Origin of the sequence: Helicobacter sp. 16-1353 (genome assembly GCF_003288815.1) — a bacterium.
GTDB lineage: Bacteria > Campylobacterota > Campylobacteria > Campylobacterales > Helicobacteraceae > NHYM01.
In genome coordinates, this window is sequence record NZ_NHYM01000006.1 from 82243 (window position 1) to 98435 (window position 16193).

Genomic DNA, 16193 nt, shown 5'->3' on the forward strand with positions numbered 1-16193 from the left:
ATATTGTAAAATTATCTCTTTAAATATCTCTAGCATATAAGGGTGAAATTGGCTGATAAGAAACTTTTTTTCTATGTGGTATTCCTACTATCTTTTAGCGTTATAATAGCATATTCACTCGGTGCTTACGCAATAGAATACTATGGCTATAATGAATTTCATTTCCTTATAAGACAATCATTTGCCGTTATACTTGGAATCTTGATTATGTGGATATTCTCACAAATTCACCCATCAAAGCTTATAAATAAATTTGGATTCTTTATTTTCTTTTTCTCTATTTTTCTTATTATAATAATGCAATTTTTACCCGATAGCTTTGCAAGTAGTGCTGGTGGTGCTAAAAGATGGATTAGATTGCCGGGATTTTCACTTGCACCATCAGAGTTTTTTAAGATTGGATTTATTGTATTTTTAGCTTGGAGTTTCTCAAGAAAATTTGTAGGCAAAGAGCGAGATAGCATTGGAGCGGAATTTCTAGCATTATTGCCTTATATTGTGGTTTTTGCTTTTATTATATTTTTTATCGCAGTTATGCAAAACGACTTAGGACAAGTTGTCTTAATGGCGATAATCTTAGGGATTATGCTACTTTTTGCAGGTGGAAGCCTAAAATTGGTTGGAATGCTATTTCTCGGGGTTTCAAGTTTGGCTATTATATCCATAGTTACAAGTGCGCATAGAATAATGAGGATAAAAACTTGGTGGGGCAGCATTCAAGATTTAGTTTTATCCATATTCCCTGAAAATATCGCACAAACAATGAGGATAGAAAATACGCCTGAACCATATCAAATATATTATTCCATCGTTGCTATGAATAATGGCGGAATCTTGGGCGAAGGGTTAGGGAATGGCGTTATTAAACTTGGATTTTTAAGTGAGGTTCACACAGATATTGTTTTAGCTGGGCTTACTGAGGAGCTTGGTTTGCTTGGACTTAGTATTTTTGTATTAATATTTGCATTGATACTACATAGAATCTTTAAGATAGCAAATCGTGTAAAAAATAATGTTTATTCGCTATTTTGCATAGGAATTGCTGTTATGCTTGGATTCTCATTTTTGATAAATGCATTTGGTATAACAGGAATAATCCCCATAAAAGGTATCGCCGTGCCATTTTTAAGCTATGGTGGAAGTGCTATTTTAGCATCTTGTGTGGCGATTGGAATGGTGCTTTCAATAAGCAAAACAATAAAATAAATTTATCTAGGAAATATTATGAAAGTTACACTTTTGCATTACACTCCCATTTATATTTGTTCTCACGCAATCAGGACTTGTTGGCAGAGTTTTTCTAAAGGCGATTGTGGTGGCGAAAAGGATTTGGAGCTAATCGATAGAGTGGGTAATAAATTTAAACACGCAAGCACTTTGGAACATTTATATTATAATTTTTACATTCAAGGGATTTCTAGGGCGTGTTTGCAAGAGTTAGCACGACATAGAATCGCCTCTCTAAGCGTAAAATCCACTCGCTACACACTAAAAGAGCTAAAGGGCGAAGAATCTTTTCTACCAATAAATGCGGAAAATATAAAAAGGGCTAAAAAATATGTAGTTTTAATGGGGGAATCTAGTGGAGATTCCATTGTGGAATCCAAAGTAGAATCCGCAGAATCTAGCATAGATTCCGCCACAAATCTAGCAGAATCTATAGAATCCAAAGCAGATTCCAAGCTAGATTCACAAATCGCTAAAGTAGATTCTGCCTCGATTCACGCACTAGAAAATTTACGATTGATTTTATTAGAAAATACCAGCTTAGATATTGCAAAATACGCTTTAATAGAATCCTATAAAACAGAATTGACTTGGAGTATAAATGCACGAAGTTTGCAAAATTTTCTAATGCTTCGTAGCTCTAAGAGTGCATTAAGAGAGATTCGACATTTGGCATTAAGCATATATGAGGCATTGCCAGAAGAGCATAAATTTATTTTTCTCCCATATATCAATGAAAAATAGCTAGATTAATCTAATCTTTTGCTAAAAATTCATTATAAGCATTGATAAATCGTTCATCATTGACTTGTCTAAAAAATGGCAATCCATATAAATTTAGCTTATGATTTATCCTAATATCTGGATTTTTGTATTTTAGGTATGCTAAAAATTCCTCTTTCCAAGAATCATTTCCCTCCAAATGCTTACCTTTTGCTTCAATAAAACATTCTATACTAAAAAAATCCTTATTTTTCTTTTTTCCAAAAAATATAAAATCTGGCTCAAATCCCACTAAATAGCTTTCTTTGTCTTTGCGGTCATCATATAGCTTGAATTCTTCAAATCCCTCATTTCTCACAACAAACCATTTTGAAAAAATATTATCAATTTCATTTTTTCTGCTATCTATAAAATTTAAAAAATCAATCTCTAATTGACTATCTTTTAATATGGTTTTATAATAAAGCCATTCGTAGTTTAAATCATCTTTGTGTTTAGTGGTAAATATGATTCTCTCTTTCATCTCAAATTCATATACTTTAAAATCGCTAATCTCATATTCTTGTTTCATTTTTTCCTTGATGGTTTTAAAACTCTCAAGTATGAATTTAGCAATTTCTAGTTTATTTTCTGTAGTAAATGATTGTTTTTTATGAAATAAAATAGATATTTTCCCTAAGTAGTTTTCAATAAAATCCTTCTTGCTAGAACAATTAAATATTTCTATATCATTAAAACTTATTTGTAGAATATTCATAGCCTTTAAAAAATATTGATTCTCAATAGAATTGATATTTTTAGCAACCAAATCATTACTATCTTTTTTGGATTCCTTAAAATCCTCTTCGTTTAGTAAAATATCTTTAGAAATCAATGGAATCTCAATCTTTCTAATTTCCGTTTTTACATCCTCTATATTTATTTTAAATTCTTTTTTTACTTGCTTATTATTTTTAGCATAGAATATTTTCTCATTTTTGATTTTTTCTTTTAGTGTTGGATTGGGCTTTAAGTGGATTTTTTCTTTAGTATCTTCTAGGAGCAATCCATACTCTCTTATAGATTTATTTAGGTCTTCTATAAAACTAACTTCATTTAAAGTGTGGTAAGTTAATCTTTCTAATATGCTTAATTCATTATTCAAATCATTGTCAAATTTTCTTTTATATCGTAATTCGTCATCAAATTCATTTATCAAAAAAGGGCAATATCTCGCACCCCGCCCTATTAATTGAGCTTCTTTTGTTGTATAACTTTTTTTTGAGCCTTTGCCTAAGCGAACTATATCAAATAGATTTAAAACATCCCAGCCTTCATTAAGCTTATCAACTGCAAAAATTATCCTTATAAGATTATCTCTATCCTCTAATGAGTTTAATAAAAGTTGGTTTTGCTCTACTTCTTTATCATCATTTGTATTTAAAATATATTCTTTCTTAAAATTATTTTTTAAAAATCTTGCCAATGTCCCAAACATTGCCTCTTTAAACTCTGTTTTATAAAAATCAAAATGTTGTTTTAATATCTCATTATTTTCAAAATTAATATTTTTATAAAAATCCTCTATAACAAACCCATCTATATTATCTAGGAAATCGATAAATTTACATTGATTTTCTTTTGAAGTGGCAATATTTTCGCTTTTAAATAAAATGACAGGCTTTAGCTTTTCACCTTTTTTATTTGCCACAAGCTCTCTATATAAACTCATAAGCAATGCTCCTAAAAATCTATCATTTAAGTCATCACTTTCATATTTAAAAAGAAGGATTCTCTTGGCATATCCATCTCCACAAAATTTTTTTAAATCATATTCATAGATTATTTTATCTTGGTATTTTTCTGCTACATTTTTATCCTTAGGTATAGTCGCACTAAATTCAAGTAGTAGATTTTCATCATTTGTATTAAAAGCTTTATTGATGATAGTCTCCCAATCATCAATATTTTCTTGTTCTGTTTTATTTAGCTTTTTAGTGTTTGAGTTTAGATGATGTGCTTCATCGGCTAGAAATACAAGCTTTTTGTTTTCCAAATCTTGCAGAGTTAAAGCATTTTCTCTCTCATATTTAAAAAGAGAAAATAAAGATTGAATAGTAGTAAAATATATATTTATAGCATTTTCCTTGCTTTCATCAAGATTATTAATTGTATTAATCTCTATATTTTCACTTTTTATTAATATATTTTCATTAAATAAATATTTATTAGAATATTTATTTACAAAATTTTCTTTTGTTTTCTCTAAAATTGAATGTGAATTAACGAAAAACACAAAATCCCTATATCCCCTTTTATAGCAATCCAGCATTAATGCCGCCATTACTACCGTTTTCCCACTACCAGTCGCCATATTAAACATTAGGTGATTTTTCTTAAATGTATCATTATTTGCCATATAGAATTTTAAGGCTTCTTGTTGATATTCCCTTAATTCCTTGCTTAGATTATCCCTAATATGGCTTGGAATCTCCATTTTATTAAATGTCTGTTTGCCGATTTCAATTAGAATATTTTCATATAGCTTACTCATTTTCGCCCCCATTTTCGGCATTCTTATAGAAAATATCATTTAGCTTTTTAGTCAATTCATCGATATTGTAATCCCCATCTTTAATGTCCCCATAGAGCACATAGTCCATATTAGAATCTAGTATTAAGTGCAATATTTTCTTTTTAGATTCTAACTCCAAGCTCTCAAACTCCCCATCTTTCAGCATTTCCCTTATATCCACGCGATAGTCTATAAACGCCTTAGTTTTTAGCTCATCATAGATTTTTGTAAGATTAGATTCATCATTTAGATTCTCTATCTTTTCCTTATATGCCACATTTAACGGCATTAGCTCCATATAGATAAAGGAATTTTTAGCGTAATATTTATCGTTTTTATCTAAATCCGGATTCTTAGGATTCCAACCAACCGCCTTGGAGATTCCCCCTTGTTCGCCATTTACTACTTTTTTAAGTCGCTCTTTTGTGATAGATTCTATATAGTCCATTTGCTCGATACCGATATAGCGGCGATTCATCTTGTGAGCGACGGCAAGTGTGGTGCCACTGCCGGCGAAAAAGTCCATAACAAGGTCGTTTTCTTGTGTGGAGATTTCGATTATTCTTTTTAGGAGTGCTTCTGGCTTTGGAGTGCTAAAAAGCTTGTCTTTTTGCGATAAATCGGGGAGTTTGCCTTTCGCTTCGTCAATAGACGCCCAAGTCTTATTTCCTTGCTCAAGGCTACACAACCCCAATTTATCATCAAAAATACTTCGCTCATTTTGAGAATCTAAAAATAGGGCTTTGATTTCATCTTTTGCATTTGCTGTATTCGATAGATTTATCCAAATTGTTTCAGGTATACTGCCGTCATGTTCATTCAAAAATAATTTTCTATAAAGATTGTTATTTATTACAATCAATTTATTTGCATTGTCTAATTCTTGCATTGTTTGTTGTGAAACAAGCCACTCTTTAGAATCTATGAAAACTCCGCTATTTGTAGTATAAGAATAAGCTCTACTTCCACCTTGCCCCCTTCTTCTCCACAATGCCAATTTTCTATATTTTCCACGCGAATCGTTATCTGGATTCTGATATTGCTCTAATGTTTGTTGCTCCAATTCAATTTTTGAAAATGCCAAGTTTTGTATACTTTTGGCGTAAACTAAAATATATTCACCTACCCTACTTAAAAATTTTGCCGAATTGTCTTTACCCCTTTTTCTGTGCCAAGTAATATTAGCCACAAAATTTTCCCGTCCAAAAATCTCATCGCATAGCACTTTTAAATATGCCTGTTCGTTGTCGTCGCATTGGATAAATATCACGCCGTCATCTCGTAAAAACTCCCTTGCTACTTCAAGGCGATTTTTCATAAACACAAGCCAAGTGGAGTGGGAAAATCTATCATTATAATTAAAGCTATCATTGCCCGTGTTATAAGGCGGGTCGATATAGATTAGCTTTACTTGCTTTGCGAATTTTTTCTTTATGGAGTGAAGTGCTAGGAGATTATTGCCCTTTATAAGCAAGTTTGGAGAATCTTTAAGGGCGGAAATTAGAGAATCTAAATCGCTAGAATCTGTATTTTTGGGGGTTTTGGAATCTTGGGAATCTGAATCTTTGGAATCTGCATTTTTGGAATCCACATTCGCAGAGTCTAAATTTAAAGAATCTTTAGAATCTGCGGAATCCGTGCTTTTAGAATCCGGATTCTTAGAATCTTTAAAATCCGGATTTTTGACATTTTTGGAATCTGTATTCTTGGAATCGTCCGCAGAATCTGCGGAATTTGTAGAATCTAAATCGTTAGAATCCGGATTCGCGAAATCTAAGCTTAAAGATTTCTCAAGATTAGATTCTAAGCCTTTAAGCCCCCCCCCCATACATACAGAATCTTTTAGTGAATCACCACTAACGGCGAAAGTAAAACTTTCGCTTCTCGGGGCGTCAGTCCCTGAATCTTTGGCAAGGAAACTTCGCTCCGCTTGTTTTGGGTGGTCAAGGGGGCGAAGCCTTTCGTCGCAAGGAGTAGTTTCGCCACTTCGCGAAGTCAAACTAATGAGTTCAAAATTACAAAGAACTTTCGGTTTAAAAAGCACATCGATTTCATCAAATGCAAGGACTTCGTTAAAGAAAATCTCATTTTGCTTTTGGCTATCCTTGCTCTGTCCTCCCTTCAAAACGCAATCTTTAAAGGCAAAGTTAAGCACCACTTCATAATTTGTTTTTAAAAATGCTTTGTTTTTATTGCCAAGTCCAATCTTACTTGAAAATGCACTATAGCTACCATTTAACATTTTAAAATCTAAAAAAGTTAAAAAATCGCTTTGTTTAAACAATAAAATATCATTAATTTTTATAAAAAATCTATTCTTAAATTCTTGTGAAAATTTACTTTCATTTAACAAATATTCTAATAATTCTTTATCGTATTTTTGTGCTAGATTCCGCACGAAAGATAATGTTTCAAATCGTTTTTTCAAGTCTTGCAATAGCTCATTTATCATAATAAACCCTTTTTATTTTTAAAGTCAATATTATAAATTTTATATTTTAAAATCTAGCTTTGATTATAAAGAGATGAAAGATTTAGATTTGGTGGAGCTGTGGAGAATTGAACTCCAGTCCGAAAACTAGCCTAACAAAGACCTCGACATACTTAAGAAGAAATGAAGCTAAATCTTTTGCATATTACACTTCAAAAATATGCAAGTGGCGATTTTGCACTTTGTTATTTTCTATTTTCGCCATTAGAAATAACGCATCTAACTTAGGTTTAAGAATAAATGTTTAGTTAGAATCACAAAAATCCCGCTCCAAAAGCGTTGTTAAACCTACGCTGCTCTCGCGTAGGCTGGAGCTAGTTTATTATTGTTTGCGTTTAAATTTATTTGATGATTTTACAGTGTCAATCAAACTGGTATGCAATCTCTGCTATCTAAATCCTCGTCGAACGCCAAATCAGCCCCAAAACTTTTAATAAACATTAAAAAATGATTAAAAGTTTGCCATTCTACACTCTTAAAATAGTTTTTGTCAAGAATCTAATTTATTAATTTTTATGTATAATCCAAGCCTAAAATTAAAAGATATTAATTTATGAAAGAAAAACAATGAAAGAAAAATTTTTTTTAATGAATATAAACTGCGTAATTTGTGGCGAAAAAATAAAAAATAAATTAGAAAAATTAGATTCTGTGAAGTATGTAAATATTGATATAAATAATAATATATTAGAAATAGACACAGATAATATCCATCTTGTAGAAAATACAATAAAATCAATAGAGCCAAATGTAAGATTCCAAAAAAATAAGCCAATTGAAGAAGAATTTAACACTAAAAAGAACTTCATATTATTAGGAAGCCTTATAGTGGCATTTTTTCTTAGCCTTATTACCATTCACTTTAATGAGAATCAAATATTTACAAATATTGCCATAGTCGTTTTAGTCGCTATTTATCTAATATCTGGAAAAGATATTTTTATAAATGCTTTTAGGAATGTTAAAACATTAAATTTCTTTGATGAAAATTCATTAATGTTTATTGCTACTTTAGCGGCATTTGCCATAGGTGCGTATGAAGAAGCTGTGGCTGTTATGCTCTTTTTTAGAACTGGAGAATTTTTACAAGATTTGGCAGTGCATAATTCTAAACATTCAATAAAGGCATTGCTTGAGATTGCACCAAATATAGCACATTTAAAGCAAGATTCTAATATCTTAGATATTTCACCACAGGAATTAAAAATCAATGATATTGTTTTAGTAAAGCCCGGAGAAAAGATACCAATTGATGGCATTGTGATAAATGGCGAAAGCAGTGTTGATACAAAAGCACTTACAGGAGAGCCTATACCAAAGATAGCAAAAAAAGATTCTAAGGTTTTAGGCGGAACATTGAATCTAAATGGTATTTTAGAAGTCAAAACAACAAAATTATATAACGATTCTAGTGTATCAAAGATAATAGATTTAGTCCAAAATGCAAGTATGAATAAAGCAAAAACAGAGAGTTTCATTACGCAATTTGCTAGAATCTACACTCCTATAGTATTTTGCATAGCTTTAATTATTGCGATTTTACCACCATTATTTGGAATGGGTGATTTTCAAATGTGGATTTATCGCTCTTTGGTAGTTCTAATGGTAAGTTGTCCTTGTGCACTTGTGATTAGCGTTCCATTGGCTTATTTTGGCGGTATTGGAAGCGCATCTAAAAATTCTATTTTAATTAAAGGTGCAAATTATCTAGAGGCTTTAAGTAATGTTACAAATATAGCATTTGATAAAACAGGGACACTTACAAAAGGTGTTTTTAAAATAACGCAAATAATCCCATCAAATGGATTTAGCAAAGATGATGTTTTACAATATGCTTTTTGTGCTGAAAATTTCTCAAACCACCCTATTGCATTAGCCATAAAAGAAGAATATAAAAATACGCTAAATAATAATCACAAATGCCATAATACAAAATTCGAGCAAATAAGTGGATTAGGTATAAAAGCGACTTGTAATTATCAAAATATATTAGTTGGAAATGATAAAATCCTACACATACACAATATAAAGCACGATACTTGCAATATCAATGGAACTGTCGCACATATAGCTATAGGCGATACTTATGCAGGATATATTTTAATAGCTGATGAGTTGAAAGATGACACAAAGGAAGCAATAGAGAATTTACGAAAATTAGGAGTAGAAAAAATCGCTATGCTAACAGGAGATAATGAATTTGCTTCAAAAGAAATAGCCACAGAATTAGGGTTTGATGAGGTGAGATATAATCTTTTGCCAGAAGAAAAAGCACAGATTTTTAGTGAATTTAAACATAATGCAAAAGGTAAAAGTATTTTTGTTGGAGATGGTATAAATGATGCTCCAAGTATAGCAATGGCAGATGTGGGCGTTAGTATGGGTAGTCTTGGTAGTGATGTAAGCAAAGAGAGTGCAGATGTTTTAATCATCAATGATAAGATTTCAAGTTTAGTAAAAGTGATTCAAATCGCAAAGAAAACAAAAATAATAATCTGGCAGAATATCGCATTTGCACTTGGTGTAAAAGTATTGTTTATCATACTTGGATTATTTGGCGTAGCTACGATGTGGGAAGCGGTATTTGGCGATGTTGGTGTAGCACTTTTAGCATTACTAAACTCAATGAGAATCTTAAAAGTTTAAAATCTCAATAATCTTATAGATTGCATTTTAATATAGAATCTTAAGTTTAGATTCCAAAGCACGAGTAAGGGAGAGTTTATCGATATTATCTAGCCCTATGCCTATTGGCACAACTTGTGCGATTTTAGAAAACCTTAGATTTAAGTCTTTTAGTTTATCCTCTATAAAATCATCGCATCACTCGCAAATGTCGGGTAGAAATTTACTTTTTACGATGTGTAGAAACAAATCCTTAAAATATTAAATCTCATAAATCTTGCAATTAGAGTTTTGCAATCTTAAGAATCTAAAGGATTGAATATTTAATTAAATTCCTATTTTGCAGTTATATAAATATAAGAATTAGATTTAGCTTATTTTAATCTCACATAATGGGAATCTAGAATCTTATAAAATTCTTACAATTCTTACGAATCCTTAGAATCTAAGATTTTATAGATTTGGATAAGCCACTCTAGCTTAGGACTCTTTTACAAAATTATAGAATTTTGAATTATAATAGCTTGATTGGCAATTAATAACTGCCCCAATTATTAGGAAATCATATCTTTAGCAAGTTTCCTGCTATAGTAATTCTAAATCTCCTTTTATTTAAGGTTGTTTGGATTTATGTAGCTTCCACTGCTGAAATTATATAAAAAATTTATTTTCATTATTTCTTTTTTTATTACTATTCTATAAACTTTTTTATAAACCAATATTATATTTTTTATTCTCATTATTTATAAAGCTAGGTTTTAATTATTTAGCATTCTATAGCCATCACAGCCGGATTGACTTCCTAAATCACAGGCTTTGCCATAAAATTCTTTTGCTTTTAAAAAATCTTGTTTGATAGCTTCTCCTTTATGAAACATAAGTCCAAGATTATCACAACCACTCGCATTTCCATCATCACAGGCTATTTCAAAAAGCACAACTGCCTTAAAGTAATTTTGTTTAACTCCTTGTCCTTTGTAAAACATCATCCCAAGATTATAACAACCACTTGTAAATCCGCCATCACAGGCTTTTTGATATAATTCAAGTGCCTTAAAATAATTCTGTTCAACTCCTTCATATATGCCACTAAGTTCAAAGCAACCTAAGGCATAACCACCATCACAAGCTTTTTCAAAATATTTAATTGCTTTAAAATAATCTTGTTTAACTCCTTTTCCGCTGTAATACATACGACTATATGTATACCCAAGTTCAAAACAACCAGCTACTTCCTTACTATCACAGGATATTTGAAAATATTCAATTGCTTTTAAATAATCTTGTTTAATGCCTAGTCCATATGCATACATAAAACCAAGTTCAGTGCATGCCTGTATAATTTTACCATCACAAGCTTTGTTATAATACTCAACTGCTTTTTGATAATCACCTTTTAGAAACATTTCAAATCCTAAAGTAAAATCATCTCCCCACGATAAAATCACTAATCCTAATAACATTACTAGTTTTTTCATCGTCAACCCCTGTTTTTAGAAATCACAATTTTACATTAACTACAAAAGCTATTCCTCTCCATAGCTAAAATGAACCTTTGTTTCTACGCCTAGATTCTCACGGATATTAATATAACTTGGTGAAAAATATAAAAATAATGCAAAGTCGTCATATCCACTTCCCTGCCGAACTTTCACATTAAAATCCCCCGGAATGCTCGATTGCAATGCTAGTGTTTGCACTCCATAGACGATATTTCCAATTGAATAAATGCTAATATTTTCTGGCAAAATAAGATTATTTTCTAGCACTTTTAGATTACTTGGGTGGGCAGTGTTGATATACCAATCTTGCGTTTGAGACTTTGGAAAGCGGCTATTTGGCGAAAGAACGCTTTCAAAATCCACGACCTTACACACTGGTGATTTACAAAAAAACTCATATTGGATTTTTGGATTTGCCACTAGAGCGGTGTTTTTATTTGCATTTTCTACAAGTGAGATTCTCCCACGCATTAGGGCGATACGCCAATCACTCCTAATCTTTGGCTTTATAAAATACACAGGATATTTTTCATTCTCATTATAAAACTCGATTCTAAAATAAGTATCATTTAGATTGATAATATTTGAATGAAAAACATCAAGTGGCGTTAGATTTCTATCTTTTATCCCAGAGCTTGAGAGACGACGAACCACCCTAGACTGCGAGTTTTCCACGAAAGTATCTTTTGGTATTATGGAATCTGGAATATTCTCACTAATAAGCAAAAAATTATTTTTATTATCTTCTAGCTTTAGGCTAATATCCCTAGCAAAGCAGTCTTTAGTAAAATTCCGCAAAAGCTCATTTTTATCATTTATCGCATTTATGCTAAGCCTAGCAGTGGGGAGAAAGGGAATCGCTGGGATAAAAGTGTGCTGATTGTAATAGAGCTGTTTGCCGATATTTTCATAATCAATAAAAAACGAATATGGCAGAATCTCCACTCGCTTTTTAATAATAATTGGCTTTTGGCAAGGGATTTTGCCGACATTTGCGATATTAATATCTCTTGGAATCTCACTTAGACATTTTCCAGACATTCTATCATCACTATCTAATCTATGCCCTAAGATAATCTCTAGCTCACCACTTGCCACATCTAAAAAATCTATATTAATGTTATTTTGTATATATCTACCATTTTTAAACACAAAACTACCATTTATACTTTCCCCTATTGGGTTACAAAGACCATTATCACGATTAAATCTAATAGAAAGTGGCAATAAAACATCACTAAAACCCTCATCAATCTCACCATTTATCGTTCTAGCTGTCGCATTTGCATTAATATTTATAGGATATGTTTGCGACTTTAAAATCAAATCAACATTATTTTGCGTTGAGAGTTGAGATATATTTGACGATGGAATCCCTTGTGTATTTAGACTAAATATAGAATCTTGGGCAGTTTTTATTGTTAGGTTTATATCAAAATCATTTGGCACAACAGTTATAGGCTGAGTTGTTTGCGATACTATTGTATTATTTTGCATAAAATGACAAGAAACATAAGCTTTATTAAATGATGAAGAATAAGCAAAATTATAATTTAGCACATAACTAAATCCATTACCGCTAAGCTTTGAAACACTTTTTCTGCCAAATGTATCGATAAATTCACAATATTTTGAATTAATATTTTGTGGATAGGTAATCCTACCATTGGCATCTAATGCATAAAATAAAACATTGATTTTACCATTTTGACCACTTACTTTAGTGTAGATTCTATTATTATAATTTTTTAGTATCTCAACTAAACAAGCAATCTTTGTATAATCGCTACCATTGCATAATTTTTCTGCTTCTTTAAAAACAGGAAATTCTACGATTAATGGTGCTTGAGTAATCTTATCTTGTGCATTCAAAAGATAAAAAAATGTAAAGATTAAGAGTATTTTTTTCATAATTTTCCCCAAAAATTTTCCCTAATTATAGAATCTTCAAACCTCATATTGCAAGATTCTAGCAAATCCGCTTTGTTTTGTATCTATCAACTTAAATGGCACTTCAAATGCCCTATTTTGTGCGATATGGCGGAGGGTTAGACCACGATAATGCTTGGAAAAATGTGTGCTTTTCCTACTATTTTCCTTGCCATTTTCCTTGCCATTTTTAAAAAACTCAATTTTAGTGTGTGGGAAAGTAAGCTTATAGGCTTTTGTGTAAAATTCCGCCCTTAAATCTAGGACTTCGCTAGACTTAAGGAGAGAATCTAAATGCGTTTTAAAATCTTTATAAATCGCTACAATATCGATATTTGCGAACTTTTCGCCCTGCTTTAGCTTATAATATGGAATCTTATCGCCCCCTAAAATCGCCCCAAAAAGATTGCTAAAAATAACCACATTTTTACGCAAAAACTCCACGCTTGTTGTATCTAGCGAGGCTACATCAAGTGCCTTAAACGCCACGCCGCTATAAAGAAAAATAGATTCTATGGTATTAGCGGAATCTAGATTGCTACAGGCATTTAGCGTATCTATGCCAATTTTGCCGACTAACTTTTTAGCGCCAAAAATCCGTGCAACTTCGCTACTTGGAGATTTACGCAAGACTTCCAAATAAGATTCCAAAATCCGCATACGATTTGTGCGTAAATCCTCCCCAAAAAGCAAGGAATCTAAAAAGCCAAATTTGGGATTTGAGCTCCCCTTGTAGATAAAATTCTTATCCTCGCTTGGGCTAAATAAAATCTTTAAATCTTTCATTTAGAGCCTATATTTAAAGCTTGTTTGGGGGCGGGATTTGGCGTTATTTTTTTCGCTAGATTCTACGCTAATTTTTATGCTAGATTCTGTGCGATTTGCACTGGATTTCACGCCGTTTTTTATGCGGTTTATGCCGACTTTCACGCTAGATTCCACGCTATTTTTGATGCCAATCACGCTATTTTTCACACCAAGATAATATAAACCTGCTGTGGTCCGTGCACTCCAAAGACGGTTTGAAGCTCAATGTCCGCAGTTCGGCTTGGTCCAGCGATTAATATTAGATTGCTAGGGAGTTTCTCGCTAGATTCCACGGATTTGGCAGATTCCCCAGATTCCCCAGATTCCACGGATTTCGCAGATTCCCCAGATTCTGCTGATTTAACGCCACCGCGAAGTAGCTCCAATCCCTCCGGGAGCGATTTAACGATATTTTTCCGCTCCAAAATCACAATGCAATTTTTTGTAATTAGCGAAGCCAAGCGCGGGTGTTTTGGCGAAGACGCAAGTCCAAAAATCCCCACATCAGCGATACCGCATTTCGCATACACTATCGAAGTATCCACGCCAAAAAGCTCATCTCTGGCATTATCCACGCTTTTTTCATATGGCTTGATATTAAAGCCGCTCAATGCCGAAAAGTCTAATTCGCTTAATTCCAAGTTATAAATCACATTTTTTGCCTCAATTTCTTTTAGAATCTCGCCGATTTTTGCCACAATCGCTTTGGAATCTGCACTAGATTCCACGATAATCGCCTTATTTGCACTCTGCATAGCGACATAATCGCCCTCTAAATTCCCAGAATCTTTGATTAGATTCTTGTAATCTTTTTTCACGCCTCTTAATTTATTTTGTTTCAGTGCGTTTTTCGCACTTAGTAAAATGGCTTCTTTACTCATAAATCACCCCTTTAAGATTTTTTACCTTAGAGTGCAAACTCGCATCTAGGGCTGGATAGCTCCTACAGCTTAGCCACTGCTTTAGCCCCGGGATAATCCCGCCAAAGGCTTTCCCAAGCCCTCCAAAAATCCGCACTTGCGTAATTAGCAATCGCCACTTAAAGCCACTGGTCGCAAAGCTAGTGAAAACCGCAAAGCTATTTTTTTCTAGCGAACTTCTATGCGTCTCTTTATAGCCCACAACGCCCCCTCTGCCCTCTCCAGCCTTCTCACTTCGCAAATCTCTAATTAAACTAGCAAGTGGAATCTTAACTGGGCAAACCTCGCTACATCGCTCACAAAGGGAGCAGAAGTTTAGCATTGGGGCACAGTTATTTAGCCCAAAAATCTGTGGCGATATGACCTCGCCGATTGGTCCCGGGTAGGTCGATAGATAGGAGTGTCCGCCGATTTTATCATACACTGGGCAGTGATTTAGACAAGTGCCACAGCGGATACAGCTCAAAGCTCGATAATAGTGGCTATCAGCTAGAATCTTGGAGCGATTATTATCAAGCAAGATTATATGCACTTCTTTTGGTCCATCTAACTCGCCCTCTTGGCGTGGGGAGGCGATGATATTATTATAGCAGCTGATATTTGCCCCAGTGGCACTTGGCACAAGGAGCAAGTCTAAAATACTCGCATCTTCAAAGCTCTCCACAATCTTCTCAATCCCGCAAATTGCGATATGTATATCACACGCAGTCGTGCTCATACGCCCATTGCCCTCATTTTCAATAAGCCATATCGCGCCCTCATTTGCGATAGCAAAATTCACGCCAGAAAGACCTATTCTAAAATCCTTAAATTCCTTTCTTAAGTGCGTCCTTGCGATGTTATTTAGCTTTTCTGGCTCACTTTCAAGCGGTGCATTTAGCTTATCTTTAAAGATTTCGCCAATCTCATAGCGATTTTTATGAATGGCGGGAGCTACGATATGCACTGGTGGCTCATCGATTAGCTGGATTATAAGCTCACCTAAGTCCGTCTCAATGGCGTTTATACCATTATCTTTCAAATAATGATTTAGCCCAATCTCCTCGCTTGCCATTGATTTCCCTTTTAAAATCACATTGGCATTATTTTTTTGCATAAGCGAGAGAATGATTTCATTCGCCTCTTTAGAATCTTTCGCCCAATGGACTTTAAAGCCATTTTTAGTAGCGTTTCGCTCGAAGTTTTCTAGCAAAGTTGGCAGGTTCGCCAAAGCATTTTGCTTGACTTTTCGCCCTAGCTCACGCAACTCCTCCCAGTTTGTATAGCGATTGGCAATGGTATTTTTTCGATTTTTCTTTAAGATTCCCATTGCAGATTTTAAGTTCTTCCGCATTTGCTTATCGTTTAATTTATTATGGACAATTTCCTCGTATTGCTCTCCGGAATGAAAATTTTGTGAATGATTTTCGCTCATA

The 16193-nt window shown here is 33.1% G+C and carries 11 protein-coding genes and 1 other RNA gene; 4 read left to right on the top strand and 8 right to left on the bottom strand.

All coding sequences use genetic code 11. The annotated features are described in order from the left end of the window. Positions 1-42 precede the first annotated feature (42 nt). Both CCY99_RS05070 and thyX read left to right on the top strand, forming a co-directional pair. A complete protein-coding gene (locus tag CCY99_RS05070) occupies positions 43-1206 on the top strand; it encodes an FtsW/RodA/SpoVE family cell cycle protein (RefSeq protein WP_346436870.1) in 1164 nt (387 codons plus the stop codon). Positions 1207-1224: 18 nt separating this feature from the next. After that, positions 1225-1971, top strand: coding sequence for an FAD-dependent thymidylate synthase (gene thyX, locus CCY99_RS05075; RefSeq protein ID WP_112060330.1), 747 nt, complete (start codon positions 1225-1227; stop codon positions 1969-1971). Positions 1972-1981: 10 nt separating this feature from the next. Here the strand turns inward: thyX and CCY99_RS05080 are convergent, their stop codons facing one another. The 3 genes from CCY99_RS05080 to ssrA form a co-directional block, all read right to left on the bottom strand. Next, on the bottom strand, positions 1982-4483 hold the full coding sequence (locus tag CCY99_RS05080) for a DEAD/DEAH box helicase family protein (protein WP_258443512.1): 2502 nt from the start codon (positions 4481-4483) through the stop codon (positions 1982-1984). Beyond that, positions 4476-6956, bottom strand: coding sequence for a site-specific DNA-methyltransferase (locus tag CCY99_RS05085; RefSeq protein ID WP_112060331.1), 2481 nt, complete (start codon positions 6954-6956; stop codon positions 4476-4478). Before CCY99_RS05085 ends, CCY99_RS05080 begins: the two co-directional genes overlap by 8 nt. 89 nt (positions 6957-7045) lie before the next feature. Further along, positions 7046-7418, bottom strand: a transfer-messenger RNA (tmRNA) gene (gene ssrA, locus CCY99_RS05090). A 144-nt stretch (positions 7419-7562) separates the two neighbouring features. Here ssrA and CCY99_RS05095 point away from each other — a divergent pair. After that, positions 7563-9641: a heavy metal translocating P-type ATPase gene (locus CCY99_RS05095; RefSeq protein WP_112060332.1), complete on the top strand. Its 2079-nt coding sequence runs from the start codon at positions 7563-7565 to the stop codon at positions 9639-9641. Positions 9642-10378: 737 nt separating this feature from the next. On the opposite strand, the gene CCY99_RS05100 is transcribed toward CCY99_RS05095, so the two are convergent. Genes CCY99_RS05100 through yaaA form a run of 3 tightly spaced genes read right to left on the bottom strand, consistent with a single transcriptional unit; the run spans position 10379 to position 13837 of the window. After that, positions 10379-11098: a tetratricopeptide repeat protein gene (locus CCY99_RS05100; protein ID WP_112060333.1), complete on the bottom strand. Its 720-nt coding sequence runs from the start codon at positions 11096-11098 to the stop codon at positions 10379-10381. A 48-nt stretch (positions 11099-11146) separates the two neighbouring features. Beyond that, positions 11147-13033, bottom strand: a complete 1887-nt coding sequence (locus tag CCY99_RS05105) for a hypothetical protein (protein WP_112060334.1) — start codon at positions 13031-13033, stop codon at positions 11147-11149. Between the two features lie 36 nt (positions 13034-13069). Then, a complete protein-coding gene (gene yaaA / locus CCY99_RS05110) occupies positions 13070-13837 on the bottom strand; it encodes a peroxide stress protein YaaA (protein ID WP_112060335.1) in 768 nt (255 codons plus the stop codon). Between the two features lie 37 nt (positions 13838-13874). Here yaaA and CCY99_RS09570 point away from each other — a divergent pair, with 37 nt between their 5' ends. Then, positions 13875-14036 (top strand): hypothetical protein, encoded by a 162-nt coding sequence (locus tag CCY99_RS09570; protein ID WP_181646850.1) that lies wholly within the window; start codon positions 13875-13877, stop codon positions 14034-14036. Here CCY99_RS09570 and CCY99_RS05120 read toward each other — a convergent pair. Together CCY99_RS05120 and CCY99_RS05125 are read right to left on the bottom strand one after the other, a co-directional pair. After that, positions 14023-14739, bottom strand: a complete 717-nt coding sequence (locus tag CCY99_RS05120; RefSeq protein WP_112060337.1) for a lactate utilization protein C — start codon at positions 14737-14739, stop codon at positions 14023-14025. The genes CCY99_RS09570 and CCY99_RS05120 overlap by 14 nt on opposite strands. Then, entirely contained in the window at positions 14732-16192 is a 1461-nt protein-coding gene (locus CCY99_RS05125) for a LutB/LldF family L-lactate oxidation iron-sulfur protein (protein WP_112060338.1), read from the bottom strand. Before CCY99_RS05125 ends, CCY99_RS05120 begins: the two co-directional genes overlap by 8 nt. Position 16193: the final 1 nt, after the last annotated feature.